Consider the following 24,523-nt stretch of genomic DNA (forward strand, 5'->3'; position numbering starts at 1 on the left):
AAAATCACGTCTCGCACCCCCAGGGTCACAAATCCACTGGCCCGCACCGAGATCGTGGTCACCTACCCAAACAGGGCATCTCGTGACGCCGCGTTGGGCAAGCGATCGGAGGGCTGCGAACAGGCTACCGAGTCTATCTGAGATGGATTGTCTCGTCTCGCAGGAGGCAGGGTGGGGCTTTCCGTTTCCATGATCAGGCGGCGTGAGGTAAAATGGTATCATCACAGTGGCGGATGATTCTTAGTCTGCGTTGCAACGCCACAATCCTCGACAGGCTACCCGAGAGCGCGCCGCTGCGAGTTTCGTGACACCTGCTCTCCACCTCGATATTGATTCTGGACATGATTTTGATCGGCACCATGAATCTGACTCGCACGCGGGAGCGTGGGGATTTTTATTGTCCCACCTGTAGTGCTTCTCGGACCTATCGATTGCGGTCTCGGCGTCCTTTTCTGACGCTGTATTTTATCCCGACGGTCCCAATCGGCGGTGCAGAGACCTTCGTGCATTGTGATGGATGTCGGTCGAGCTGGGATGAGACGGTACTCGAAATGGACCAGGCGACGCACGAGCAGGTCCGCGAAGATCAATTTCGTGATGAGGCGATTCGGGCAACCGTCTTGATGACCCTCGTCGATGACACCATCACCGAACCCGAGATCCAATCTCTTCAAATGATTGCGGATACCCTGTTTGATCGGCCACTGGACAGGGAGGAACTCGGACGGTTGTCATCAATTGCCCGACAATCCGGCATCAAAGCGAGTAACTACGTGCTGAGCGTCTCCAAACGATGGACGCCGCAGCAGCGGATGTTGGCCCTCCAGGGCATGTTTTTGGCAGCCACCGCAGGTGAAGAAGATCTGTCTGACGAAAAGCTAGGGACGCTTAAAGTCATGCGTGATCTGCTCGAACTCACCGCTGCCGAATATGAAGCAGCGATCGACGACGCATTGCAATACGAGTTCGTTTGACCAGGTATCCCAACGTGATAGCGAGCCAGCCGATCGCTGCGAGCAGTAGTACGGGCCGGTGCCACCAAGGCGCATAGATGAATTCAATTCGCCACCGACCAGACGGGCACAGGACACCTTGGGAGAGAAAGTCGAGTGGGAACACCTCTGCGAACTGTGGTGGCGAGTTGGTGTCTAGCGGAGTGAGCGTCGCGGACCAATTCCCGTCCTGGTAAACGTGCCGCGAAAGTACTGCCGACGTGATACCCTCGGTCTCCGATTGCGAGTGCAGCGATTCCCAAATTCGCAGTGGGATCCTCGCAGCTACGCCCGCTCGCTCATCCGCGTACTCCTCCAGAAGTTTCCGCCACGCCGCAGCCCGATCCGTATCGATCGCGTCGACGCGACGTCGAATGGAGAGTTTGTCAGGCATGACCGATTCTGCCCCATTCAGTGGCTCCCAGGTCACGGCAGGCAAAACATGCTGAGCGGTTGTCGACGGTGCCGCCAGATCACCACCACGACAACGTAGCAATCCACCCACGCCGAGCAGTCGGCACCAACCTCGCCAATGATGCTCGGGTAACGAACGGTTCACTCGATCCATCGACTTGGCGTGATACCAAAACTCAGCCAATTCCCTTGTCCCGATTGAGACCAGGTTGTTGACCACCGCGTCTCCATGTTCCAAATGCCAGCGACCGAATCTCGCTCGCCGTAGCCCCGCTTCGACGGTCAGCATACGGTCGCCGTCGGATTGTTCCGACCACTCTTGAGGGTAACCACCGTCCTGGATCACACGCATCCACCGGATCTCAGATGACTCGTTCTGCTGGCCTGTGAGTAATCTTGATTCAGCAGCCCGCTCAATCGTCGGCACGAGTTGGCAGTGCGCTACTCCCAGATCCACGGCAACCCACACCACCCACCACCACGAGCGGCGCCGTCCCGCCATCAGAGCGACGGCCACGAGTACACTCCCCATGGAAAATAGGAACTGGTAATTGGCCAATTCCGGAACAAATGGACCCCAAAATGGATCGCTGACCCGCCCCTGTAGCCGCCCGATCGCCGTCGCTCCCAATACGGAAGCGAGCACGAACCCAATTGCAACCAATACCCATACAAGTATGTGAGTGGGGTAGCCCGGCTCATCGATGGTCGATCTGCCCTTGTCGTACTGCCGCTTGACGCGGTCCCGCCGGACCAGCTTGGCCGACCAGATCACCAACGCGAAAGCGGCAAAGGGTAACCATTTGGCAGGGTATCGCAATGAATCGTAGCCGGGCAGGAATTCATGGAGCCCGCGATACAGCGGCCCATAGGCTCCCATCGCAGCGGCCATCGATAGCGCCAATATGATCAGCATCGCCATCCCATCGCGAGACAGGGTCACCATCGCCGATGGTGTTCGCCGCGACCAGCCAACAAGTAACAGCACAAACAACAATGGTGGCAGCATTCCGCTGTAAAGCGTTGGCGTCCAGAGCGCAGTCTCCAATCGCGTACGCCCCCCATCGAACACGAGTCGGTCCCAACGTGTATTCGTCGGCCATGGCGATCCATACAGGTTAGGTGCCAGCAGTTCTGCGAACCGCCATGGCGGCACCGAGAATGCATAGGCTTCCGCATGAATCTTTGCTGTCCCGGAAACACCTTCATGTTGCACGCGGTCGCTCCGCGCTGACCAAGCGAGGGACGCAGCCAGTTGTGGTGCCGCCAATACCGACGCCAAGAGAACGATGGTCACCATCTGGATCAAAATTGCCGACGAGATCCGCAGGAGCTCGTTGGGCGGTCGCAATCCCCGCCACCACTCCCTGCCCAGCTGGGACGCTTGCACGACCACGGCCAGAATCATCGCGTGCAACGCCGTGGGTGGATCACCGCCCAACAGAATCATCGCCATCGCTATGGCCGGAACCACCGCCGCACGCCACCACGGGATCTGAGTCGCATGTCGAAGGAATACGAAGCCCCCGCGGGGGCGATCGAGGTGCTGTGGTTCGTGGTCGTCGGCTGATCGCATGATGTGGCGAGCACACACCCCGACACCTGAAAATCGCAGTGTCGTCCGCCAATCAATCAGAGGTGTTAGCAACAGTGGCAGCCAAGCGGCACCAACCAAAAATGGCGGGTTGGTTGCCAGAAACAATACCATTCCAGAGAGCGGGTAGACCACACCTGCAACGGCCGCAGCGGCGGGGTCACATCGAAATCGACGAGCTGCCAGATAAGCTGCTAGCGAGGCGATGACCAAATGCAGCACCACATACACACCCATTGCGATCTCCGCTGACCAAGCTGGCGCGTAGACCAGCATTCGCAACGGATAGAATACGGCGGTCGTGGTTTCGCCAGCCAACGGCATGCCGGTTTGGTCGGCGGGGTTCCACAACGCGTTGCCGAAAGCTCCCCAACTCTGGCCGTGACATTGCTCAGCGACGTACTGATAAAGTGGCGTGTAGAAGTAACCCACATCACGAAAAGCTAGGCGGTCTCGACCGCTGAGTACCCCTGCGAAGATCGCCAGCAAACACACCGGTCCTATCCAGGGAGCAATCAAGGCGGGCAGCGCAGCATGCGTCGAAAGTCGCTGACGTAGGGTACCGAGATTGAATCGCTGTGTGCGCGTCATGCATCCGGCGATCGGTGTTCTGCGCCTGTCACTTTGCTGCCAATCGCAGCGGCGATGGAGGCATCTTGGAAGGTTAGCGTGCGGTAGGGGAACGGAATCTCGATCCCGGCAGAATCGAGGCCACGTTTGATCGCCGCGATGACTTCATCGCGACTGCGCCGAATGTCAGTTGGCTTTGACCCCGTCCACCACACGACTTCAAAATTGATGCTGGAACTGGCGAACTCCTGCGCAAACACCTCGATGGTGCGAACGCCTAGAATCGTTTCGCAGTCTTGCATGGCGTTTCGAATTACTTCGCGTGCGGCATCAACATCTTCGCCGTAAGCCACCCCGCAAATAATTCGAACGCGGCGTTGGGGCTGACTGGTCAAGACGTCGACGTTGTTTTTGAATAAAGTCGCGTTGGGGATCACCGAGAGTTCACCATCGAGACCGCGGATTAAAGTGTTGCGGATCGTAATCTTCTCCACTTTGCCGGTCAGCCCCTCGCACTCGATGAAATCACCTCGATCAAAGGGGTATTTCCACAGGATCAGCATTCCAGCGAAGAAGTTTTCGAAGATGTCTTTGAAGGCAAATCCAATCGCAACCGACCCCAGGCCCAACACAGTCAGTGCCTTCGATGGTGTCATGCCAGGAAAGGCGACGACTGTCGCGGTCAGTATCCCCACAATCCAAATGGCGAGCGAACTGAGTTGATGAATAAGATCTTGCAGACTGAGGCGAATCCCACGGCCACCGAGTACCTTGACGAGCAACCAGCCTGTGAATTTTGCCAGCAGGATAGTAATTAGAATAACAATCAGAGCCGCCACCAGCAGCGGAGATCGGACGAGAAACTCGGTCCATAACGCCCCCAGACTCTGCTGGACCAACTCTCTGCTAGACGAAATATCAACCGTGGAACTAATCTCCAGCTTGTTGATCGCCGCGATGACATCTTGCGTTCGTTGCGTGACGCTGGTCGCCCACTGCCGGTGTTCGTCGTTGTCGGCGATCCCCCTGAGGGTGACGATGCCGCTGTCCGACTCGACTTCCAAATCGGTGAAATAGCCCGAGGATTCAAATATACGTCGCAGCCGCGTCGAGATCGCTGCATCGGACGCGACATCGTCCACTCCCACCGTTTTGACCGCCGCAGGCGGGCCGGTTTCTTCCACCGCACTGGGTTGCTGCGCCGAAACCGATTGCATTTCGCACAGGCAACCGAGCAGCAATGCAGTCATGAGTACGAAGCGAAGCAAACTCATCTGTTGGGAAACCTTGGTGTACACGTGTCGGTATAGGAAATATTTCTGGGGCACAGGGGAGGACGGTGTTTCGCCAGCTCGCGTGGGCAGATGTTAAAATGATTCGGATCCTCGCCCTAACCGGTACAGCTTAACATCATCGCTGGCGTTTTCCGGTGGGATTGGTCTTTTCCTGCCGATCGTCTTAATTTTGACGATTATACGGGCCGATACGATGGTTGAGACGTTAATCCTTGATTTCAAAACTTGTGTTACTCAACGTCCCCGCTTTCCACGCGGGGGGAAAGCTCCTGGTTCGGTCGCGTTAGAATCGCTGGCAGGGGATGAGCACGATGCAGGCTGCGGCGAATCGAGGGAGCCATCGGGGAAGGATCCACAAAAGATGATGACAAAACGATTTGCATTATGGTTGGCAATTGGCGGAGCGACAGCTGCGACGTGGGGTGCCGTTGGGCCAACCGCATCGATGCTTTCGGCTCAGGATACCTTTGTCTCCGACGCTGTGTTTCAGCAGGACCCCACCGCCGATGCGCCCATCGAGCGGATCGGGTTTGAAAATCACGACGAGTATGAGGTCAGCGACGATCTGATCTCGAGCTACACGACGGAGCATATCGTCGATGGCGGTTATGGGGGCGACTACGAGTGTGCGGACGACGAAGTCGGTGGGCTGCTCGTCAATGGATGCCAACACGATTTTAGTAAGCGGTTCAGCCTCTTCGGACAATCCAGTGGCCTCGTTGCCGGTGGCTGGGCCCAGCTGGGATACTTCGACGAGGCCTTGCCGATGTTCAATAGCCGGCCCAACGAGGTCCAGTTGCAGCAAATGTGGGTTTACGCCGAAAAGCGGCTCGACACAAGCAACGGCCTCGATTTCGGTGGACGTGTCGATTACATCTACGGCACCGACGGCCCTGATACCCAAGCCTTCGGGATCAATAATGGTTCGTGGGACAATAATTGGGACAATGGCCCTGACAACAGCGGCTACGGACAAGCTCTCCCGCAGGCCTATGGTGAGGTCGGCTACGGTGACTTATCTGTCAAAATCGGGCACTTCTTTAGCATCGTTGGGTACGAGACCGTTGCTGCTCCAGACAATTTTTTCTATAGCCACACGTACACGATGTACCACAGCGAACCGTTCACCAATACGGGTGCGTTGGCCAAGTACAACGTGGGCACTGACTTGACACTCTACGGGGGCTACACCTTAGGTTGGAACGGTGGCTTTGAAGACAATGGAGATACGTTCATGGGGGGCATCTCATGGGCGGTGACAGATCACTATCGGCTCACCTACACGACCAGTGATGGCCGGATGAGCAAGGCGTTCCCCGACGGGGCCGATAGTGAGAGAGGCTTCCTGCACTCCATCGTCTCCGAAGCCACGATCACCGATCGGATTCAGTACATCAACCAAATCGATGTGCTGCAAACCGAAGACGGCGCGGGAACCTCCGTCCGAGATACATTCAGCTACAACAGCTATCTTCTCTATACCGTGAACGATTACTTGGCCCTCGGGGGGCGTTTCGAGTGGTACGATGCCAAGGGAATTTTCGCCAACGACGTGGAGATCTACGACTGCACCCTGGGGATCAATATCAAACCACACGCGAATATCATGGTCCGGCCCGAAGTCCGCTGGGACTGGATCGATGGTGATGCTGCGGGAATTCTCGCCAATAATGCTGACCAGCAGACGACGTTTGGAATCGATTCGATCTTCTTTTTCTAAGAGATCAGTGGCAAAACGGGTCGTTTTTCGTAGCAAAGGTCACCCACCAAAGCAGGCTCCAAGTGGGGCCGCTTCACGGGAGTTGGGCGGTTGATCGAAGGCTAGGTAATGGGTTAACGTCGTCCACAGGCAGGCTGACTGCGGTGCCAACGCACCATCGAAGCCGCTGGCCCCCGGAAGAGGGGGTTTGTCCGAAGGGCGATCTCGTGAGCTTGCAGGCACTATTACGCTGGCAATTCTTGCGCGATATCATGCTCCATTCCACTGCTTCGAACAACTCATGGCGGAACCTGACGTGACCCATCGTTTTTCAATTCACTGCAGCGACCAGGCGTGGTCCCAGCGACCCCGAAATTTCGTCCTCCTTACGATCGCATTGAGCGTCGTTCAGGTGTGTCTGACCTGCTGTACCCGCCGCTGCTCTGCCGACGAATTCGTCAGCGGATTACGTCTCTTCTCCGGCGACGCCGCAGGAGTGGTGCGTGTGGCCGAGATGCCGACGCTATGCGAAGTGTGGAAGAACACGACGCTGCACAAGTTGGGGCAAGACGATGTTATGGGACCGCTTTTGGAAGCCAACTTCGGCGCCAACGGCTCGATGTGGAACAACGTCGGCGACAAAATTGGCGTGCGTCCTAAAGATCTGTGCAACATTGCTTCGGGCGAAGTCGTCGCAGCTTGGCTGCCCTTTGAAAACGAGCGTCGCCGTCCTTCCTGCCTCTCCATCGTTGCAGATATTCGTGGCAACCACGATGAGGCCGTCAAGATCGCTGAGCGGATCGATCGTGAATTGAAAGCCGATGGAGCCACGCGTAGCGATGTGCAAAAGTCCGGTGAGACGGTGCGAATCTACAAACCCAAGGTGCGTCCGGGACAATTGAAAATCGAGCAGGTCGTGATTGTGATCACGCAAGATCGTATGATCGCCGCGAACCGAGACTCCGTTGTCTTTGATATTCTCGAAGCGATCCCGCAGGGTGGATTGGCAGATCCCATCGCCGACGCCGAACTCTACCAGACTGTTAACGATCAAGTCGCCGAGCGGATCACCGTTGACACTCCCGGCAGCACTGTGCAGTGGTACGTGCGACCGATCGCGATGGGACGTATCATTCGCGATGTCACCAAGGTTGATCGCGGGAACAAGGTGAAAATTCTCAATCTACTTGAAAACCAAGGCTTCGATGCAGTCCAGGCAATGGGCGGTACCGTCGTCGTTGCCCAAGGGCAATATGACCTCTTGCATCGCGGCTACATCCACGCCCCGGCGGTCACCGATCAGCCCGATCGCTATCGCCAAGCCGCCCGGATACTGCAATTCCCCAACGAGGATATGCGCCCGTTGCCTCGCTGGATCCCTAAAACCATCGCGACTGCGACACAAATTAATTGGAAGATCGAAGAGGGTTTTTGGGCGTTGGAAACATTGGTGGACGAGGCGTTCAACGATAAGATTTTCCGCCCCACCCTCGCGGGTATACGCGATGACGAGGAAGGCCCGCAGATTGACCTCGAAAAAAACGTGTTGCCCAGTCTGGGAGAGCACCTGCTACTACTCACCGATAACACAGAGCCGGCAACCACCGAGTCCGAGCGAATGCTGGTCGCCATCGAGGTAACCGACGAGACGGCGATCAACGAAGCAGTAAAGAAGGCGATGGAAGTCGAGCCGGATGTCACTTTGGTGGACACCGTTCCTGGCGTCAATATTTGGAAGGTCGAGCGGGCGGAAGACCAACTGGAGGAAGAGGTCTTCTTCGACGATTTCGCTGACTTCGACGAACCTGAGGAGAAACAGACGCCCCTGCTCGATACTTGGGCAATCGCCATGGTCGGCAAAGCGGCGGGGTCCGACACTTCCTATCTGATGTTCGCCAGCCATGTCGACCTCTTGATCGAGGCTGCCCAGCGCATCGAGTCCGGAGCTGGGGACGGGTTAGCCGACCAAGCCGATATTCAAGCGCTGTTCAAAACGACCAAAGAGTCTGGTGCCGATCAAATTGCCATTCAGCGAATTGTTCGCCTGGGAGAGTCACTCGAAACAAAATATGAACTTCGTCGCCGCGGAGAACTCCGCGACAACGACTCAGTGCTCTCAGCGATCATACGGCGGATGTTCAAAGACGAAGAGCAAGAAGAGCCCGAGCATCCCAATGCGTCTCAGTGGCCTCCGTACGACCAGGTAAAAGGTTTCTTTCGCAATGCGTCAAGCTACGTCGAAACAACCGAAACCGGCTGGAATCTCAACGCATTCCTACTGCACTAGAGGTGCGTCGGACCGCTTCGTTGGAGAGTAGCGGACCGTCCATGGGGCTGTGGATTTGGAGAGCCGAGACGCGTCAGCGGCCGGCCTCGCGACGCTGGCCAGGTGCCTGACGACACTCAGCTCATTTTGGCGGTATCAAGTCGACTCACTCAACCGATGTCGATCAGGTGCGCTTCCATTGTGACGCCGCCTTGAATCAACTTTGAGATCGGGCATTCGATCTCAGCCTGTTTCGCAGCTTCGATGAATCGCTCCGGTGCAGCGCCTGGCACGATCGCATGAACGTTCAGATGAGACTTCGTGATGGCTAGTCCCTCAGGTGTTTTTTCGAGCGTGATAGTGGCCTCCGTTTCGATTTTTCCCACCGCAAACTCGTCCCCGCTCAGAATCATCGACAGGGTCAACGAGAAACAGCTCGCGTGGGCAGCAGCCAGCAACTCTTCTGGATTCGTAGTCCCCGGGACTTGATTACGAAAATTCGATGTGAAGGGCGCGCCCTGAAATGTTTCGTTGCCACCGGACAAACTGCCATGGCCCTCGCTGAGTCCTCCACGCCAAACTGCGACCGCCGTACTTTGCATCATCTACTCCCTCACTGGTCAGATTAGTGGTGATCATCCACTATACCACTTCACTGCGTGATCGCGGCGTAGGTCCGTTTGCCCTGGCGGCCGATCCAGAGGCCCATGGGAGTCTGACCACATGATTTCATGCGGCGGTTCAATGCGGCGGGGTCCATATCGCCACCACGTACCTTGATGAGGTCCGGATACCCGTTATGCGCTCGAAACCAGCGGCGGAGTTTGCGGTCGTCACAGCCGATGACATCGATCACCTGGGCTGCGTTGGCCATTTGAGGCCAACTCGCCAATCCCGCTGCATCGTCACAGGTGAGAAATCCACTGGGGCCGCCGATCGGGCGCGTGCCCGTTGACGCGGCGAAAGCCTCCGTCAGACCCGCTGCGCGGATCGCCGGATCAGGGTCAATAATCCACTGACCAATACCATCGGCGGAGTCGATGGCGAAATCCAAGTGCTGGTCGAATGAGAAAACACTCGCTTCGCCGTCACGAATTGAAATTGCCGATCGGCCCCCGACAGCCATCTTGTGCTGTTGAAGCCACGGATGATCGAGCACGTCGCCCGCCACGACAGTCTGTTCACGGACGCTGCCTCCGGCGGCGATCCAGGTCCGGTGGTATTTTCCGACCGCGTCGTCCGGTATGCCGGTGGCGGGGGCGAGTTTGACCAGACCGCCCCGGCATGACCGCAACAACTCTGTCACACGCGACCAGTCGGGCACGAGATCACTCGCCAATGTATGTCGCTTTCCATCGACGCGGCGGTCGGGATCGACGTGGATGAGAGTCGATCCATCCAGCAAACGCATCACGGCTGCGGTGGTCACATCGATTGAATGCAGCGGTGCAGCAACCGCAGCGGTTTTTAGGTTCGCGGCGGCATAGGCGAGCACGTCGCTGTCGATGTCGACTCCTAAGGCGGGGCCGCGACGGGCGATCGCAATCAAGTCGCTGCCGAGGCCACAACATAGATCGACGACGAGCCCTGCACCCAGCCAAGTTGCTTTGAGTGCCGCGACAGCGTGATGTGTCGATTGCTGCAGCGATTGACGGGTGACCCACCATGCAGCCTCCGGCTGCACCGGAGCTCCAAGCGTGCGATTCGCTTTGACTTGCAACGACGCAATATCAATCAGCACCGCGCGGGTTGCCGACGTCAGCGAATCGGGCTTCGATTTCGATTCGGGATCATGACTCAATTCAGCGAGTCGTGAACATAAGGCCGGTGTCATCTCGCCGAGCGCGCTATGGTGAAAGGTCTCCGTTGGCATCACGTGTTATCCGCTCCACTGCGTAAGCTATGTAGGTACCTTAGCGCCGACGTCGCGTCACTCGATTTCGCGATCGCCGCAATCCATTGCGATTGCCGTTCGTTGATCGGCAGTGGGGCGCCCTCGGGCAGAGGGTCGGGCCGAAGCCGCTGAGCGATAGCGCTAATCAAGCCATCGATGCCGCCATTCCGACCGCCTCGTTCGATCGTCGTGCCAACCTCGGAGTCGAGTGAGGTAGCGATGGTCTGGATCCATCCGGGGTCGTCGCCGCCGATGAAGTCGATATTGGCGATTTGGTCTGATTTATTGAGCACTCGCAAGACGTCCGCCGTATCGGTCAGTCCAGCGATGGTGGTTTCAATCGCCGCCCGCTCGGCAATGGTGGTGGGATCGACGACGATTAGAATCAGATCCGCTGACGCGATGGCCACCGCGCCACGGCGGATACCCTCGCGCTCGATCACACCACCACCGGCACGGATACCGGCGGTGTCTCTCAAACGAATCGGCAGCCCAGCGATGACCGTATCGCAATCCACCACGTCGCGCGTCGTCCCGGCCTCATCGTGCGTGATGCTGCGCCCGTAGCCGACGATACGATTGACGAGACTGCTCTTACCGACGTTCGGCGGCCCAGCCAAAACAACACGATACGGGGCGGTCAGATGCTGGCCAATGGACCGTCGTTGCCATAACTCCGCTGCAGCGTGTTTGAGTTCGCCCAGAGCCTCGGGTTGTTGCAGAGCGTCGGGTTGTTGCAGAGCGTCGGGTTGTTGCAGGGCCTCAGGTTGCTGAGTCAGTCGTTCTATCCAGCCCAACGTCCAAGTCAGCAGTGCACCACGATACTGCTGCAACGCGATCGCCGCGTTGGGTCGCGTCGTCGACGCGATGAGCACCTGTGCCGCCTCGGCGAGCAACGGCTCGATAGAGGTGTGCTGCAACCCGCTCAGCTGCCGGTCCCACGTAGCTGCGTCTACGCGAGTGGCACCGAGCTGGACCAGAGAGTCAATGATTCGGGAAACTGCGGCGGCACCACCATGCCCGTGAATTTCAAAATGTGTCTCTCCAATCGGCGTCAGCACGACCGATTCGCCGACAATCGAGTCGCCGGTCGGCCTGTGAGGGCGACGCCACGTACCATAGCGAACTTGCCCGACCCGCCAGCGTGAGCTCGTCGCCGACTGAAAACAAGCGGCGATACATTCTTCCGCACGAGGGCCGCATAGCCCAATCACCGCGACAGCGGATCGACCAGCAGCTGTCAATCGACTGACGACGGTCGGGGTCATGAACGCGTGGCGGCGTTCGTCTGCGGGGACGAAGAAGGCAACATTGCCCACAACCGCTCGTCACCGAGTGTGTCCGCGACGAGATCGACGCCATCAAAAGGTTGATCGTGCGAATGCTCGTTGGGGACCGCGACTGTGATCGCTCCCGCGGCAATCGCGGATGCCGCGCCATTGCCGCTGTCCTCGAGCACCAGCATGTTGGCCGGTGAGATCGCCAGCAGTTCAGCGGCTTTGAGGTACATTTCTGGATGTGGTTTCCCGTGCGTGACATCGTCACCCGTCAGCACAAATGCAAGTTGATCATGCCACGTCGTCGTTGGCAGAATCATTTCGACAAACTGTCGCTGGCTGCTGGTGGCGACGCCGAAGGGCACCCCCGAGCGGCTGAGGTGGTCGATGAATCGTTCCAAGTTGGGCATCGGCTCGAGATGGTCGAGCAGCAATTCCGCGTAGACAACGTTGGACTCAGCGAGTAACGCGGCGGGCTCATCATCGAGCCGGTGGAAGGCGATCATTTCGCCGATCGCGCTCAGTCCAACGCGTCCCATCATCTGCTTCTGCAGCTCACTGCTGAACCGAAAGCCACGACGTTGCAGTACCACGTCGCCGACCTGAAAATAAATTCGTTCGGTATCAAACAATAAACCGTCCATGTCCAGCGCGACGCCGCGAACATCGGGCGCCGGTGGTGTCGGCACACTGTCCGATCGGTTGGGGTCAGTACTCAAAGTTCCATCTCATCAAGCGTATCGACGAGCCGATCGAGCTCGTCCTTGGGCTGGGAGTTACGAGCGGCTTGGCGTTTTCGCAGCACGGCGTCGACACCGACGGTACCGCGACCGGCCAGCAGCAATTGTTCATCACGCTCACGTGCCGCTGTCGCGATGGGATCATCGCTACCGGCGGGGGCCCCGAACAATTGCGACAAATCGATTTTGAAACCCTCGTCGCCCTCAGTTTCGGCCCCGGCAATGGCGGGTGCTTTGTGCTGCGGGAAAATAATTGCATTCTCGGGGCAAACGCGACTGCAGGCGGGGCATCCCTTGCGACAATTATCCGGTTGTTCAACGAGAATGCTCTCGGCGCCGTCAAGACCATAGACCCCAAAGAGACAGAAGTCGACGCATTCCATGCAGTTTGTACAGCGGCTGTAGTCGATCACCGGGTACCAACGCCGGCCCGTCGTCTCCTCGACCGATTCGATACTCCCGCCCACGATGGGGAGCGCGCGTGTCTCGGCGGAGTCGATGCCCAGAATACGGTGAACCTCAGCGACAAAATCCGAGGTATCTTCCGAGGTCCGCAGGTCAATGGAATAAATTTGCCGCTCGGATCGCGGATACATCTCCGTCATCCGCAGTACCGCCTCGGGCCCGTTGGCAGCGTCGGGCTCACTGGCAGCGTCGGGCTCACTGCCAGCTTGGTCGCTCGCGACCGTCGAGAGTTTGGCTGAATCATCTCCCACGGTTTCATCGTCTGACTCGTCACTGCCCAATTCCACGACCCCCACCCGGCCGTCGATGCCGTTTCGATCGAGGACCCAGTGAGCAGCACGGGGAAAAATCCAACTGGCGAGAACGATGTCGCCTTCGATTTCTCGCAGCCGCGTCACAGCCTCACCGTTCTTGGGCAGGTCATACAGGTGAGGGACCACCACCACTTCCAAATCAGGGATTTTTCCTCCCGCGTCCGCAATCGCCTGTTCCAACGCCCGCTTGGCAGGGTTCCGCGACTGGCCCTTGGAAACCACCAAGGTGAACGATCGTGTCTTCTCGGCAAGGATCATGTGGAATTCAGCGGAAAGATGGCGGGAAACATCACCGCTCTATCGTGACCACTCCCGCCCGGATGATCAAGCCACCGAGGATAAGGGGGGGACGCCTACGCTGATGAGCCCGCGCTACGTAGGACCCCCACTACAAACAATACGTAGGACCCCCACTACTAACAATACGCCAATCCTTCTCACTCGCCGCTGGCGACTTGCTGCGGGTGATTCCACCAGATTGTGAGATCAGGTGTTTCGGCACTTCCTTGCCTCAGAAAGTTCCCCACGGCAATATCCACGGTACCGTCACCGTCGAAGTCGCCGACCTCCAGCGAGATGTGGTCATAGTGCCCACTTTCAATTTTTGATGGTTCGAATTGCCCGGGCTCGGTTTGCAAAAGCAGCATCAAGGACGTGACTCCGGACGCGGCGAACTCAGACGCAGTGCTACCGGCCAGGAGTGCACAGGCGACGATATCCATGTCGCCGTCGCCGTCGAAGTCAGCGGCTTTGGCATTGAGTACTCCCATCATATTGACCCGTGCAGCCCAGCGAACACCTTGCAGCCCGCAGGCGGTGCGGTTCACCGCTGTCAATCCAGTGAAAATCCGCAGGGCCTCCCTCACCGGAGCAGGACGCGATTCGAATCGCGCTAACGAAGTGAGAGAGACTCGGGCGTCCCGACCCGTGCGTGCCGGTCGCGATGGCTCCGGCGACGGATTGCTCATCAATGAGTCCCAGCGTCGGAAGTGTCAAACCATGTCGGTCGAGTTCCTTGACAATATCTTTGAGCTGACATCCGGCGCCGACGCGAACGGTCCATTCTGATCCGGATTGTCGCAGTGTCGGCGTCGCCGCGTCCACCCATCGACCTGCGAGCATACTGCGAGTGGATCGAGCGGGGCGTTACCCGGACGGCTTAACGAATCACGTTCCGCACCTTTCTCATTCAAGTCAGAGCCCGCCACCGGATTGTTAACGCTCGCGTTTCCGATCACCACGATGTCCGTTTCCGTCGGATGAGCACCAATCAATCGACTCCTGAGTTGATTGTTAGGATCTCTGGGGGAAGGGTCGATATGGTGTTGACCGTCAGTCATAATGGATCACGTTACGACATCTTCCTTGTTCTATTTGTGGATCATTGCTCATGCTTTCGAGTCCCTCGAGCCGTACTTTAACCGCCCTCATTGTGATCGCTGCCAGTTGGGCTGCGACCGGCCTTCAGGCAGCCGAAATCACTCCGCGTCGTCAAGCCCATGCTCACAATGATTATGTGCACGAGCGACCGCTGCTCGATGCACTCGACCAGGGTTTCATGAGCGTCGAGGCCGACGTCATCCTCGACGATGGTGAATTGCTCGTTGCTCACTCGCGTGATGAGACGACGCCTGACCGCACGCTGCGTGCATTGTACCTTGATCCATTGCGTCAGCGGATCGAAAAGAATGGTGGATTCGTGTATGCGGACAAACAACCCATCACGCTGTTGATTGATATCAAGACAGACGGGGAAGCAACGTTCACAGCAATCAATCAACTCCTTGGTGAATATCGCGACGTGTTTGCTTGGTCGGAGGACGGCACGCTGCATCCCGGGCCGGTCGTTGCGATCATCAGCGGCAACCGACCCATCGAGATGATGACGGCAGCATCTCCTCGGTTCGCTGGCATTGACGGTCGACTCTCGGATTTGGACAGTGACATGGCCCCCGATTTGATGCCGCTGCTCAGTGACAACTGGACGCATTACTTCAGCTGGCGAGGAAAAGGCGATTTTCCAGCGACCGAACGCGATAAGCTGAAGCGAATCGTCGAGCACGCCCACGAGCGAGGCCGGCTGATTCGGTTCTGGGCTACCCCCGACAATCCGGCCATGTGGCGCGTACTCCGCGATGCAGGCGTTGACCAAATCAATACTGACAACCTCCGAGGTCTCAGTCGCTTCCTTGCTGAGTAGCTGCGAAGCAAAAGCAAGCCGATTCAGCTTTTCGATCTGAGATCAGTTAGAATACGAAACTATCCAGAGAGTTTGACACGACCACCTCGCAGAGAGAGAACGCCGGATGAATCGGAATCGGATCCTAGCAACGACGGGGCTGCTGTTGCTCTCATTCACCTTGGCCGATCCGTTAAGTGCTAAAGATCACTTCTTGGTGATCGGCGGAGGATACTCACCATCAGGCAATCAAGCCTCGCTCGAACGGAACGTTTTGTTCTGGCAGCGCGTGTTGGCTGAAAAGGAGATCGCCGCCAGCTCGCAGAGCATCTTCTTTGCTGATGGGGACGACCCAGACGAGGATCTTCAGGTCATCGACCGAAAATCTGTTCCGAAAGCAAATCGATGGATGGCGGAGTTCTTTGGCAGTCAAAGCGATCTGGGGTTGTCCTATCGCAATCACCGCATTCCCAACGTGATAGGCAAAACGAGCGTTAAGAACATCCAGAATTGGTTTGCCGAAGCGGCTCCGTCGATCCACAACGGGGATCGACTCCTCATATATGTCACGTCCCACGGGAATGACAGTCGGACACGGAATCAACCGCACAACACTTCCATTTCGCTGTGGGACGGCGAGCGATTGGAGGTCGCCGAACTCGCCAAGTTGCTCGACACCCTTCCCGACGGCGTGCGGGTATGCGTGGTCATGGTGCAGTGCCATGCCGGTGGGTTCGCGAGATTGATCTATAATGAGGGCAACCCGGATCGAGGACTATCCAAACAGCCTCGCTGCGGATTCTTCGCGACGGTCCACGATCGGCCCGCCGCCGGTTGCACGCCGGAAATCGATGAAGCGACCTACGTCGAATACAGCACTTATTTCTGGGAAGCGATTGCTGGGCACAATCGCGTCAATCAACCCATTGAGCCTCCAGACTACAATAACGACGGTCGAATCTCGTTTGATGAGGCTCACGCTTACACCATTTTGAGCAGCGACACGATCGATTTGCCGATCAACACGTCGGGGGAGTTTCTCGGTATCGAGAGCATGTTCCAAGACGACAAGCATGCTGATCTTCTGCCGCGAGATTTGGCCTACGATGAAATTCTGAAACTTGCGACTCCGTCGGAGCGAGCCATTCTCGAAGGGTTGTCCGATCAACTCTCACTGACGGGTCAGGATCGGTTGAGCGAGGCGGGAACGCATGTCAACGAAAACCGCTCACGCGGTCGCTCGCGAGGTCGCTATCGCGGGCGTCCAGAAGATCCCGTCGATCGTATGCGGCGGCAAATTTCATCACAATTGCGTCAACGCTGGCCTGAACTCGCGAATCTCATGAACCCGCTCAGCATTGAATTGGTGACCTCGCGCAGTGAGGAATTCATACACGCCATCGAGGCTCACCCGGACTATGCAAAGTATCGGGAGCTGAGCCGAGCGGAATCGAGACAGCTCGATGAGCAAGAGAAACGCGTCAAATACGAACGATTCGTCATGACCCTGGAGAATGTCATTCTGCGTGAGAATCTGGTCCGGCTAGGTGACGCGAACCTGATCGACCATTTTCAAAAGATCGTCGAGAATGAGAATGGCGTCCTGGGATCCAATTGAGTTATTGGATTTCGCGTGTTCGGTAGGAAACGAATCGGTGCAGCGGACCGCGAGGCTGATACTCATTGGCAGCGTCCTGCCCACCCCGCCCGTCCAACTGCAACTGGCCCGCGATCAGATTGATTGACTCAATCACCAGCGGTTTGATCACGAACCTCGGATCTTCCTGAGGAATCTTGACTAAGGCGATCGGACCGTCTTGCGTGAAGTCCCAACGGATATCGAGGTCACCGATCGCGGCCTCTTTGCTGATCTTCCGCACGAAAGGTTCCAGCGGCAGCGGTAGCGCGCCAGCCTTGAGGTCCGACAGAGCGATCGCTAACAGATTGGGCTCTTCGGTCATCTCGACTGACAATCGACAGGAGATGACGGTATCCCAACCGCTCGAAACATAGCGGGCCGCGGCAAATAGTTCACCATTCTCAATCGCAATCGCTGGTTCGGTAACACCATGGGCCAGCAATCGCTCGAACCGTTCGGGGAACTCGCTCTGCACCCACGCGTTGATTTCATCCTCACCGAACGAGGCCTTCCAGAACCCTCCCCGCAAAGATTGCTTGCGAACCTGCTCGACGTCATGCTGGAACTGATTCCTGGCAATCTCGACGTTCGCCTGTGATTGGCTTCGCGCCCGTTTGTAGAAATCGGGAACTTGCTGTGACTGGGCGACCGCCCACCAGCTGGCCCCACAGACCGCAACGCCGCTCACCGCGGCTAAGCTGAATCCAGCCCACAGCCAACGGCTCTTCATAATTTTCTTGGCTCGGCTCATCAGTGCTCCACAAGGGTGAAACGAGTTACAGCAAAAAATTCGAAAGGGTGTTCGTACCCTACATGAAACGTTCGTAAGAGTTTTAAAATTTGAGGGGTGCGGGCAGCCAACGTCGAATTTTACCACTAATCGAGGCCGAGGATTCTGCGTCGGTAGGGTCGACTGCAACCGTTTTCGTTGATTCCTGCGATGCAGTCGTAGCCGCAGGGAGTTCGGGTAGGTGAGCTGTCGACCGCCAGCTTTCATGGGTGTCACCGGTGCGCGTGGACGAATCCACACTCACAGCGTCCGCCCCCCACATTGGCCTGGGCCCAATCCGTTCAGCATATGTTTTTTCAGGTTGAGGTTCCTCACGGGCCACTCCAATGCCACCAGCGTCATGTTCGTGCGAAATCGTGTGGAGGCTAGCGATTCGCAGCAAATCTCTGGCCCAAAAATTATTTAGCAACTTCGCGGCGGGCCTCAAATCGGAGTGCTGCAAACCCTGCACCGCTAAGTACGCAAGACTTTGCAAATCAGATCGCTCCGCCGCACTGGCAAAATAGTCGGTGACCACAATATCGTCGATCCAAACCGTCGCTGTTGACAGATTGTCGATGGTGATATGGAGGTTGCGATCCTGTTGTGAATCAACCTCCAGCAATTCCAATACGAAGCGTCCGGTGTGCCATTTGCCATTCCGAGGCAGTTCTACCGTTTGGCTATGGCGGATGGGTTGGCCGTGGCGTTCCCCCTCAATCGCCACCCGGATTTCCACGGGTGGGGTCGGCTCGACGGGAGCGTCGGTATCCATCGAAAGCTGGGGTGCCTGACCCCGCAAGGACATCGAGATCCCGAGACGGCCAGCGATCGGTCGACCGATTTCTCGACTGATCAACCATGCTGAGGCTCCCGCGTCCGTTTTGCCAGCTAACCGAATCGACTGCCGCCCCTCGCTTTTAACGAGCGTGTCGATTTCGACTGCGCCGGCAGGGTGGTGTGCGTGCATCCAGCCGGGAACTCCAATTTCATGCGGGAGTTCGAACCCGCCATTGCCCAGCAAATTACGATACTCCGCGCCGGAATTGGGCCGACGCGAGGTCGCTGCTAGATGGCGACCGCTGTCCGCGCTCCCTTCCTGCGCTGGTGACGTGGTGGAAACTGCATGTACTAACTGCGCCGTCGAGTCGGAACTGGTTGTCGTGGCACGTCCTAATCCCCATCGCTCACTCGACCAGAACGAATGCCCCGCCGTCGCAGCGGGGGTTCCCGACGCTCGGCTCACTCCTGAGGATGGCGGCGCGGTCGGACGGATCGCAGATGCCTGGCGAACGATGGAATTGCCAGCGCTGGCGCGTCGGTTTCCTGCCAGTCGCTGTCCTCCTGAATTCGTCCGTGTGGACATCCCAGCGAGCTCCCCCAGGATGCCCAGGTTTTCGACAATCGTGGTGACTTGGCGAGTTAATTCAGCAATTCGCCGACGTGCGTCTTCCGTCTCCGCCGCATACTTCATCGTTGACGAGATCCGTTGCTCCGAACAGCAAACAACCATTGACGAGGCTGGTATGACAATTGTCGATCCCAGTTCGGTCACGGCGGGCTGAGTCAGTTCCAGTGGTCCGAGCTCAGCGGGGGCGACGTCTAGCCAACGAACCAAATTAGCCAGTGGTAATCGCACACGCATCGGCCAAGGAGCCTGGTTGAGGCAGACCAGGACGGTTCCATCGCCGAAGTTGGCGTGGCGGACCTGGACCAACGATCGATCCGATGTTCCGCTCGAATTGCCGGATTGCGGTGGGACGGAATCCGCCAGCCAACGGGATGCGTCGGACCAACAGGTTTCCCATACGCGAACCGCATCGCCCACCTTACTCGAGCCGGACACCATGTCCCTGTTCAGCAGCGCGCTGTTGAGCAACGCCTCATCGACGATCAAACCCTGCCTGAGTCCTTTATCGGAGTAGCGGATGCACCATGACGTCCAATCCGCCAGCCACGCATCGGCCTGGAATGTCTCGCTCTGTTGGGCAAGCGGATACAACGAGGCGTGGAGGTCTGATACGGTGGCTTGATCGCTCGCGGGCGGATTTTGCGACAGTTTGACAGCAGGCGTCCTTTGACAGCCAAACCAGAGGAAATCTGCGGTGGCGGCAGCGTCTAATTCAGCGGGGAATTGGCCGCGAATGGTTTCCGGGGGAGGTCGTCGAAAAGCGGCCACGCGTCGCTGCTGCGACGATGCCTCGGCCGCCGAAAAGGTGGCTAAGCGATGCAGTGACGTCATGCTGGTGCCGTCGTGGGCGTGGTGCGAATCCGCCGATTTAGCAGCAGAAGCATGTTGCCAGACGGCTAAATCGAATTGAGTTGCTTTGGCGTGCAGGCACTGCAGCAAGATCATCTGCGGAACTCTAGTATCCGCCGTCGCCTCAGCCGAGACCGCATCGACCACGATTCCGGTCGCTCCAGTAGCCTCGATGGCATCGAGTCGCTCATCGATGCGATGCATGATTTCGGCCCACCGCTGAGCTGGAGTCAGCCGCTGGTGATCATATCCATTGAGGATCCATTTCAGCGGCGAGCTGGATTGCGATTGCGAAGTGAGTGACTCGGCATCAGCAACCATCTCAGCAAAACCGGACCAATGTACCAATAATTGTCGCGGAGTCGCCTCGCCCTCGATCGCCGCAGTATCCGTGGTCGCGTCATTGTTGGGCTCTGCGGCAGCGACTTTGGGAAGCACGATTAAAGGCCATGCTTGCGCACTGAGGGCTTGAATCATATCTCCAGTGCGATCCTTCGACCCGTTACGTTCCCACGGCAGCAACTCTCGGAAGCGAGAGGATACCGTGAGGGTAGGCACCAACTTTAGCTCGTAAACGCCACTGGGGAGTGTCTGGGACAATTGAAATCCCCAGCGTTTCGTTGCTGCTGCGGGATCCTCCAGCAGGGGTGTTGGGCTCTCGCCGTGGCCAGGTGTCAGTTCGCAACGGTCAATCACCTTTTGATCAAACATCGACGTGACCACGATGCTGAACTTGGGCGCCGCATCGGCGGCGGGCAGGCTTTCGGACGTAGACTCGTCTCCGGCGGGACCTGACGTTTGGGATGCAGCGGGCTCGTGCGCCACGACGACCTGCCCGCTCAGCGGGACCGATTCAGCGGACACAATCGTCGGCAACTGCTTGGGGGCATCCGCGGACACAACCGCGAGGTCAGAGAGATGCGCCGTCAACACGACCGTCGAGTCGGCATGTCCGGCAACGGACCCGAGCACACCGATCAGGAGCAGCGTGAACCTGGTCAAGAAACCGCACGTGGTCTCCAGCGAAGAAACGTCTTTATGTAGGTACCGAATCACAATAATAACGTCGCTCGCGCTCGAATAGGATCATGGGAGTGACAGCAAGAAAAGGACGACATGCAAACCTAACTTTTTCGATCGTCTTGTCACAAGTGCGTTTTTTCGACCGAACTGACCGATCCTACCCGAATCGCCCTGGTCTCCATCAGCGGAATCTTGTCAGAATTGGCCGCAGACGCCAGCTGCTTCCATGCTGAGGCCATCGGCTCCACGCGGTGAGCTGGGTTCCAGTCGCGCGATACCTCGTTGACAGGCTGGCAGCCTGTTTGACGGACTCTAAATACTTCCCCCGATAAAAGTAAATTAATGTCGCAAGAGCCATGCGACGCCTCCCTCGCCAACCAGGGGCGGCCGCAATGACAGCGAGTACTGTGTCACCAAATACCGCGTCATCGGGATCCCAAAGTTCCGCGATCACCGATGCGCTCACCTACGCCGTTGTCCGAGTTGTCGTTGCGGTCATTCAGGTGCTGCCCATGGACATGGGCGATCATCTCTGTCGCGGTCTCGCAGTTGCGTTAGCCGGCCCGCTGGCGATTCGTCGCCGCGTGATTGCCGACACACTGGCGAATGTGTACCCGACCGCGTCTGCCGCACAAAAGCACCAGCTGACACTCTCGATGTGGCATCATTTGATGCTCATGATTTGTGAAATCGCCTGGGCTCAGCGACGCTTGCATCTGGCAAACTGGACTGATCACATTCGCTTTCGAGGCAATCGTGAGATTTTAGCTACGAGTTTGGTATCACGTCCGTCGGTGCTCGTCAGTGGCCATTTTGGAAACTTTGAAATTGGCAGTTACACGTTTGGGCTGATGGGAGTGAGGACGCTCGCGATCGCGCGTACATTGGACAATGCCTACCTGCATCGCTGGGTCGAACGGTTTCGTGGCGCCAAAGGACAGTTGCTTGTCGACAAGAACGGGTGCGCGCCGATCGTCGACCAATTCATGCGAGAGGGCGGTGCGCTATCGCTCCTGGCTGATCAACACGCAGGCAATAAGGGATTGTGGGTTGACTTCTGTGGCGTTCCAGCGTCGTGCCACAAAGCCTTAGCACTATTCTCGCTGACCAACCAAGCACCGATGCTGGCGTTGTACACACGGCGAGTTGACGGACGCCCACTCCAATTCGAGTCGGCCCTTGTCGAAATGGTTGATCCGCTCGCCATCGATATTGATGAACGTAGCCGGGTCGCCTGTGAATCGGTGGAGTCATTAACACATTGGTACAACCGACAGCTCGAGCGAATCATCGACATAGCGCCCGAGCAATACTGGTGGCTGCATCGCCGCTGGCGAACGCCTCCACCGCGCATCGCCAAACGATTCGCCAAAGCCAAGCAATGCCACACGCAGCACAACACCTCCCCTGGTCAGGAAGCTCAAGCCGCCTGATGCACCTGGACGCCTGTTGAGTGAGTTGCTTGCGCTGCCCGCATGCACATCGACCGCCCCGCAGCGCCAGCGAGCGACGAGCTGGGCTGCCTCGCTGCCCCACCGAGTTAGTAAATCCACAGCCAGTTGGATGCTGGTTGCTGGTTCGGTGGCGTCCTATCGGATAGGTTCGTGGTCACTCGCCAGTTCGGCACCACCTCACCGAGAGCTCGCAATGAATCAACATCCATTCCGTTGCCAAAAGCCTGTTTCGTTCGTCCATGCGATGATCGTAGTCGCGTTGACGATGGGAGCCGCACGATTCACGACCGCTGGCGACTGGCCGCAGATTTTAGGTCCGCATCGTGATGGACAGGCGGTCGGCGAATCAATCGAAGCCTGGAAAACGCCGCCTGCGATTCGTTGGCGAGTTACATGTGGCGCAGGTTATTCTGGCGTTGCTGTTGCCAAAGATCATGTTTTTCTCTGGCATCGCGAACGCGACTCTGAGCTGCTTGATTGTCTTTCTTCGGCGGATGGTCGACGGGTATGGCGGGCCGAGTTTCCAGCGGTCTATCGAGGTGGCGTCGATGCTGATCGAGGCCCTCGTTCGGTGCCACTGGTTACCGACGAGCGGGTCTTTGTCTATGGGGCGGCAGGCGACCTACACGCGGTGTCCACGACGCAGGGTAAACCGCTGTGGTCGCGGCAGCTGCGATCGGATTATGACGCCGATGACGGATATTTTGGAGCGGGAGGATCGCCCCTGCTCGTCGGTCAATCGCTGATTGTGCCCGTGGGCGGCGAACGGAACGCGGGGCTCGTTGCTGTTGATGTCCGCGATGGCAAGACGCTGTGGACGGCCGTCAATCAGGAAGCCGCCTACGCGTCTCCGATCACCATGGAAATCAATGGCGAGACGCGTGTGGTCGCCGTGCTGCGACTAAAAATTGTGCTGCTTGATCCGGCAAGCGGCGAGGTCTTGTCTGAACTCGAGTTCGGCAAACGCGGCCCCACCGTGAACGCTGCCACGCCGCTGGTCCGTCAAGATGAACTGTTCGTAACGGCCGCCTACGGCGTCGGCTGTCGGATGCTCGACATGTCCGCAAATCCGCCGAGCGATCTCTGGAATTCACGGGACGTGATCAGCAGCCAATATGCGACCCCCGTGCGAATCGGTGAGTCGCTGTTTGCGATCACGGGACGGGAAGACTACGGCACGGGAGAGCTGCTGTGCGCACGATGGGCCGATGGCACCGTGAATTGGAATCAGCCAGGATTCGGAACCGCTCACTTGATCGGTGCTGGCGAGCGAGTGTTGGCGCAGAGCGTCGGTGGCCGCCTCGTCCTATTCGCAGCGGAATCGAACGAATTCCTTAGCCTCGCCGAAGCCGAACTGCCCGCAGGGATCTACCGATCGCTACCCGCCTTTGCCGGTGGAACGCTGTTTTGCCGCAGAACCATCTCGGCCACCGAGGGCGAACTGCTCGCGATCGAGCTGAAGTAGCCGGCGAGTTAGGGAAATCGGACTTCACGGACACCGGCGTGAATTTCGAGACATCATCTGACTGTCATGGTTCGTCCCCGGCTATCGAACGCGGTCGCAGAATAGTCTGGCCCGCTGCGATTCGTAGGGGCCCGCGTGCGATGATCTGTGAACCTCAGGAGCGTGAAGGTTCGCAGTCGGGGAACGAATCATGCGAGGCTCCACGCCGATCTGT

General features: G+C 57.8%; 18 protein-coding genes. 7 read left to right on the top strand and 11 right to left on the bottom strand.

Annotation, left to right across the window (positions count from 1 at the left end; genetic code table 11):
* Nucleotides 1-359 precede the first annotated feature (359 nt).
* The gene (locus tag Poly21_RS14140) at nt 360-974 is read left to right on the top strand and encodes a zinc ribbon domain-containing protein (RefSeq protein ID WP_302118909.1); all 615 of its coding nucleotides are present in this window, start codon (nt 360-362) and stop codon (nt 972-974) included.
* Here the strand turns inward: Poly21_RS14140 and Poly21_RS27560 are convergent.
* A complete protein-coding gene (locus Poly21_RS27560; protein WP_302118910.1) occupies nt 916-3,591 on the bottom strand; it encodes a hypothetical protein in 2,676 nt (891 codons plus the stop codon). The two genes, Poly21_RS14140 and Poly21_RS27560, sit on opposite strands and share 59 nt — an antisense overlap.
* Complete coding sequence (locus Poly21_RS14150) at nt 3,588-4,844, bottom strand: mechanosensitive ion channel family protein (RefSeq protein WP_146407622.1); 1,257 nt, start codon at nt 4,842-4,844, stop codon at nt 3,588-3,590. Before Poly21_RS14150 ends, Poly21_RS27560 begins: the two co-directional genes overlap by 4 nt.
* Before the next feature lie 382 nt (nt 4,845-5,226).
* Between Poly21_RS14150 and Poly21_RS14155 the strand changes: the two genes are divergently transcribed.
* Together Poly21_RS14155 and Poly21_RS14160 are read left to right on the top strand one after the other, a co-directional pair.
* On the top strand, nt 5,227-6,585 hold the full coding sequence (locus tag Poly21_RS14155; RefSeq protein WP_146407623.1) for an outer membrane beta-barrel protein: 1,359 nt from the start codon (nt 5,227-5,229) through the stop codon (nt 6,583-6,585).
* Nucleotides 6,586-6,865: 280 nt separating this feature from the next.
* A complete protein-coding gene (locus tag Poly21_RS14160) occupies nt 6,866-8,851 on the top strand; it encodes a membrane or secreted protein (RefSeq protein WP_146407624.1) in 1,986 nt (661 codons plus the stop codon).
* 149 nt (nt 8,852-9,000) lie between these two features.
* On the opposite strand, the gene Poly21_RS14165 is transcribed toward Poly21_RS14160, so the two are convergent.
* From Poly21_RS14165 to Poly21_RS28315, 7 genes are all read right to left on the bottom strand, one after another.
* Nucleotides 9,001-9,435 carry an OsmC family peroxiredoxin gene (locus tag Poly21_RS14165; protein WP_146407625.1) on the bottom strand — a complete coding sequence of 145 codons (435 nt, stop codon included), beginning with the start codon at nt 9,433-9,435 and terminating at the stop codon, nt 9,001-9,003.
* A 47-nt stretch (nt 9,436-9,482) separates the two neighbouring features.
* On the bottom strand, nt 9,483-10,703 hold the full coding sequence (locus Poly21_RS14170; protein ID WP_146407626.1) for a class I SAM-dependent methyltransferase: 1,221 nt from the start codon (nt 10,701-10,703) through the stop codon (nt 9,483-9,485).
* Nucleotides 10,703-11,992 (bottom strand): GTPase, encoded by a 1,290-nt coding sequence (locus tag Poly21_RS14175; protein ID WP_146407627.1) that lies wholly within the window; start codon nt 11,990-11,992, stop codon nt 10,703-10,705. Before Poly21_RS14175 ends, Poly21_RS14170 begins: the two co-directional genes overlap by 1 nt.
* Nucleotides 11,989-12,720, bottom strand: a complete 732-nt coding sequence (locus Poly21_RS14180) for an HAD family hydrolase (protein ID WP_302118912.1) — start codon at nt 12,718-12,720, stop codon at nt 11,989-11,991. Before Poly21_RS14180 ends, Poly21_RS14175 begins: the two co-directional genes overlap by 4 nt.
* Nucleotides 12,717-13,778, bottom strand: coding sequence for an ATP-binding protein (locus Poly21_RS14185; protein WP_146407628.1), 1,062 nt, complete (start codon nt 13,776-13,778; stop codon nt 12,717-12,719). The genes Poly21_RS14180 and Poly21_RS14185 overlap by 4 nt, the downstream gene beginning before the upstream one ends.
* 179 nt (nt 13,779-13,957) lie before the next feature.
* Complete coding sequence (locus Poly21_RS14190; protein ID WP_367302553.1) at nt 13,958-14,347, bottom strand: FG-GAP repeat domain-containing protein; 390 nt, start codon at nt 14,345-14,347, stop codon at nt 13,958-13,960.
* Nucleotides 14,262-14,642, bottom strand: a complete 381-nt coding sequence (locus Poly21_RS28315; protein WP_146407630.1) for an FAD-binding protein — start codon at nt 14,640-14,642, stop codon at nt 14,262-14,264. The genes Poly21_RS14190 and Poly21_RS28315 overlap by 86 nt, the downstream gene beginning before the upstream one ends.
* A 268-nt stretch (nt 14,643-14,910) precedes the next feature.
* Between Poly21_RS28315 and Poly21_RS14200 the strand changes: the two genes are divergently transcribed.
* Both Poly21_RS14200 and Poly21_RS14205 read left to right on the top strand, forming a co-directional pair.
* Nucleotides 14,911-15,720: a phosphatidylinositol-specific phospholipase C/glycerophosphodiester phosphodiesterase family protein gene (locus Poly21_RS14200; protein WP_146407631.1), complete on the top strand. Its 810-nt coding sequence runs from the start codon at nt 14,911-14,913 to the stop codon at nt 15,718-15,720.
* A gap of 106 nt (nt 15,721-15,826) precedes the next feature.
* Entirely contained in the window at nt 15,827-17,317 is a 1,491-nt protein-coding gene (locus Poly21_RS14205; protein WP_302118914.1) for a hypothetical protein, read from the top strand.
* A gap of 1 nt (nt 17,318) precedes the next feature.
* Here Poly21_RS14205 and Poly21_RS14210 read toward each other — a convergent pair whose 3' ends face one another.
* Both Poly21_RS14210 and Poly21_RS14215 read right to left on the bottom strand, forming a co-directional pair.
* Entirely contained in the window at nt 17,319-18,089 is a 771-nt protein-coding gene (locus Poly21_RS14210) for a hypothetical protein (protein ID WP_146407632.1), read from the bottom strand.
* 82 nt (nt 18,090-18,171) lie between these two features.
* Nucleotides 18,172-21,423, bottom strand: coding sequence for a hypothetical protein (locus tag Poly21_RS14215; protein WP_302118915.1), 3,252 nt, complete (start codon nt 21,421-21,423; stop codon nt 18,172-18,174).
* 323 nt (nt 21,424-21,746) lie between these two features.
* On the opposite strand from Poly21_RS14215, the gene Poly21_RS14220 reads away from it, so the two are divergent.
* Nucleotides 21,747-22,823 (top strand): lysophospholipid acyltransferase family protein, encoded by a 1,077-nt coding sequence (locus Poly21_RS14220; RefSeq protein ID WP_302118916.1) that lies wholly within the window; start codon nt 21,747-21,749, stop codon nt 22,821-22,823.
* A gap of 214 nt (nt 22,824-23,037) precedes the next feature.
* Complete coding sequence (locus Poly21_RS14225) at nt 23,038-24,309, top strand: PQQ-binding-like beta-propeller repeat protein (RefSeq protein WP_146407634.1); 1,272 nt, start codon at nt 23,038-23,040, stop codon at nt 24,307-24,309.
* Nucleotides 24,310-24,523 lie beyond the last annotated feature (214 nt).

This window comes from Allorhodopirellula heiligendammensis, from assembly GCF_007860105.1.
Taxonomy (GTDB): domain Bacteria; phylum Planctomycetota; class Planctomycetia; order Pirellulales; family Pirellulaceae; genus Rhodopirellula; species Rhodopirellula heiligendammensis.

What these genes read in the sequence shown, in the direction of transcription:
- Poly21_RS14140 (WP_302118909.1), top strand. Translation starts at nt 360, where the DNA reads ATGAATCTGACTCGCACGCGGGAGCGTGGGGATTTTTATTGTCCCACC.
- Poly21_RS27560 (WP_302118910.1), bottom strand. Translation starts at nt 3,591, where the DNA reads ATGACGCGCACACAGCGATTCAATCTCGGTACCCTACGTCAGCGACTT.
- Poly21_RS14150 (WP_146407622.1), bottom strand. Translation starts at nt 4,844, where the DNA reads ATGAGTTTGCTTCGCTTCGTACTCATGACTGCATTGCTGCTCGGTTGC.
- Poly21_RS14155 (WP_146407623.1), top strand. Translation starts at nt 5,227, where the DNA reads ATGATGACAAAACGATTTGCATTATGGTTGGCAATTGGCGGAGCGACA.
- Poly21_RS14160 (WP_146407624.1), top strand. Translation starts at nt 6,866, where the DNA reads ATGGCGGAACCTGACGTGACCCATCGTTTTTCAATTCACTGCAGCGAC.
- Poly21_RS14165 (WP_146407625.1), bottom strand. Translation starts at nt 9,435, where the DNA reads ATGATGCAAAGTACGGCGGTCGCAGTTTGGCGTGGAGGACTCAGCGAG.
- Poly21_RS14170 (WP_146407626.1), bottom strand. Translation starts at nt 10,703, where the DNA reads ATGCCAACGGAGACCTTTCACCATAGCGCGCTCGGCGAGATGACACCG.
- Poly21_RS14175 (WP_146407627.1), bottom strand. Translation starts at nt 11,992, where the DNA reads ATGACCCCGACCGTCGTCAGTCGATTGACAGCTGCTGGTCGATCCGCT.
- Poly21_RS14185 (WP_146407628.1), bottom strand. Translation starts at nt 13,778, where the DNA reads ATGATCCTTGCCGAGAAGACACGATCGTTCACCTTGGTGGTTTCCAAG.
- Poly21_RS28315 (WP_146407630.1), bottom strand. Translation starts at nt 14,642, where the DNA reads ATGCTCGCAGGTCGATGGGTGGACGCGGCGACGCCGACACTGCGACAA.
- Poly21_RS14200 (WP_146407631.1), top strand. Translation starts at nt 14,911, where the DNA reads ATGCTTTCGAGTCCCTCGAGCCGTACTTTAACCGCCCTCATTGTGATC.
- Poly21_RS14205 (WP_302118914.1), top strand. Translation starts at nt 15,827, where the DNA reads ATGAATCGGAATCGGATCCTAGCAACGACGGGGCTGCTGTTGCTCTCA.
- Poly21_RS14210 (WP_146407632.1), bottom strand. Translation starts at nt 18,089, where the DNA reads ATGAGCCGAGCCAAGAAAATTATGAAGAGCCGTTGGCTGTGGGCTGGA.
- Poly21_RS14220 (WP_302118916.1), top strand. Translation starts at nt 21,747, where the DNA reads ATGCGACGCCTCCCTCGCCAACCAGGGGCGGCCGCAATGACAGCGAGT.
- Poly21_RS14225 (WP_146407634.1), top strand. Translation starts at nt 23,038, where the DNA reads ATGAATCAACATCCATTCCGTTGCCAAAAGCCTGTTTCGTTCGTCCAT.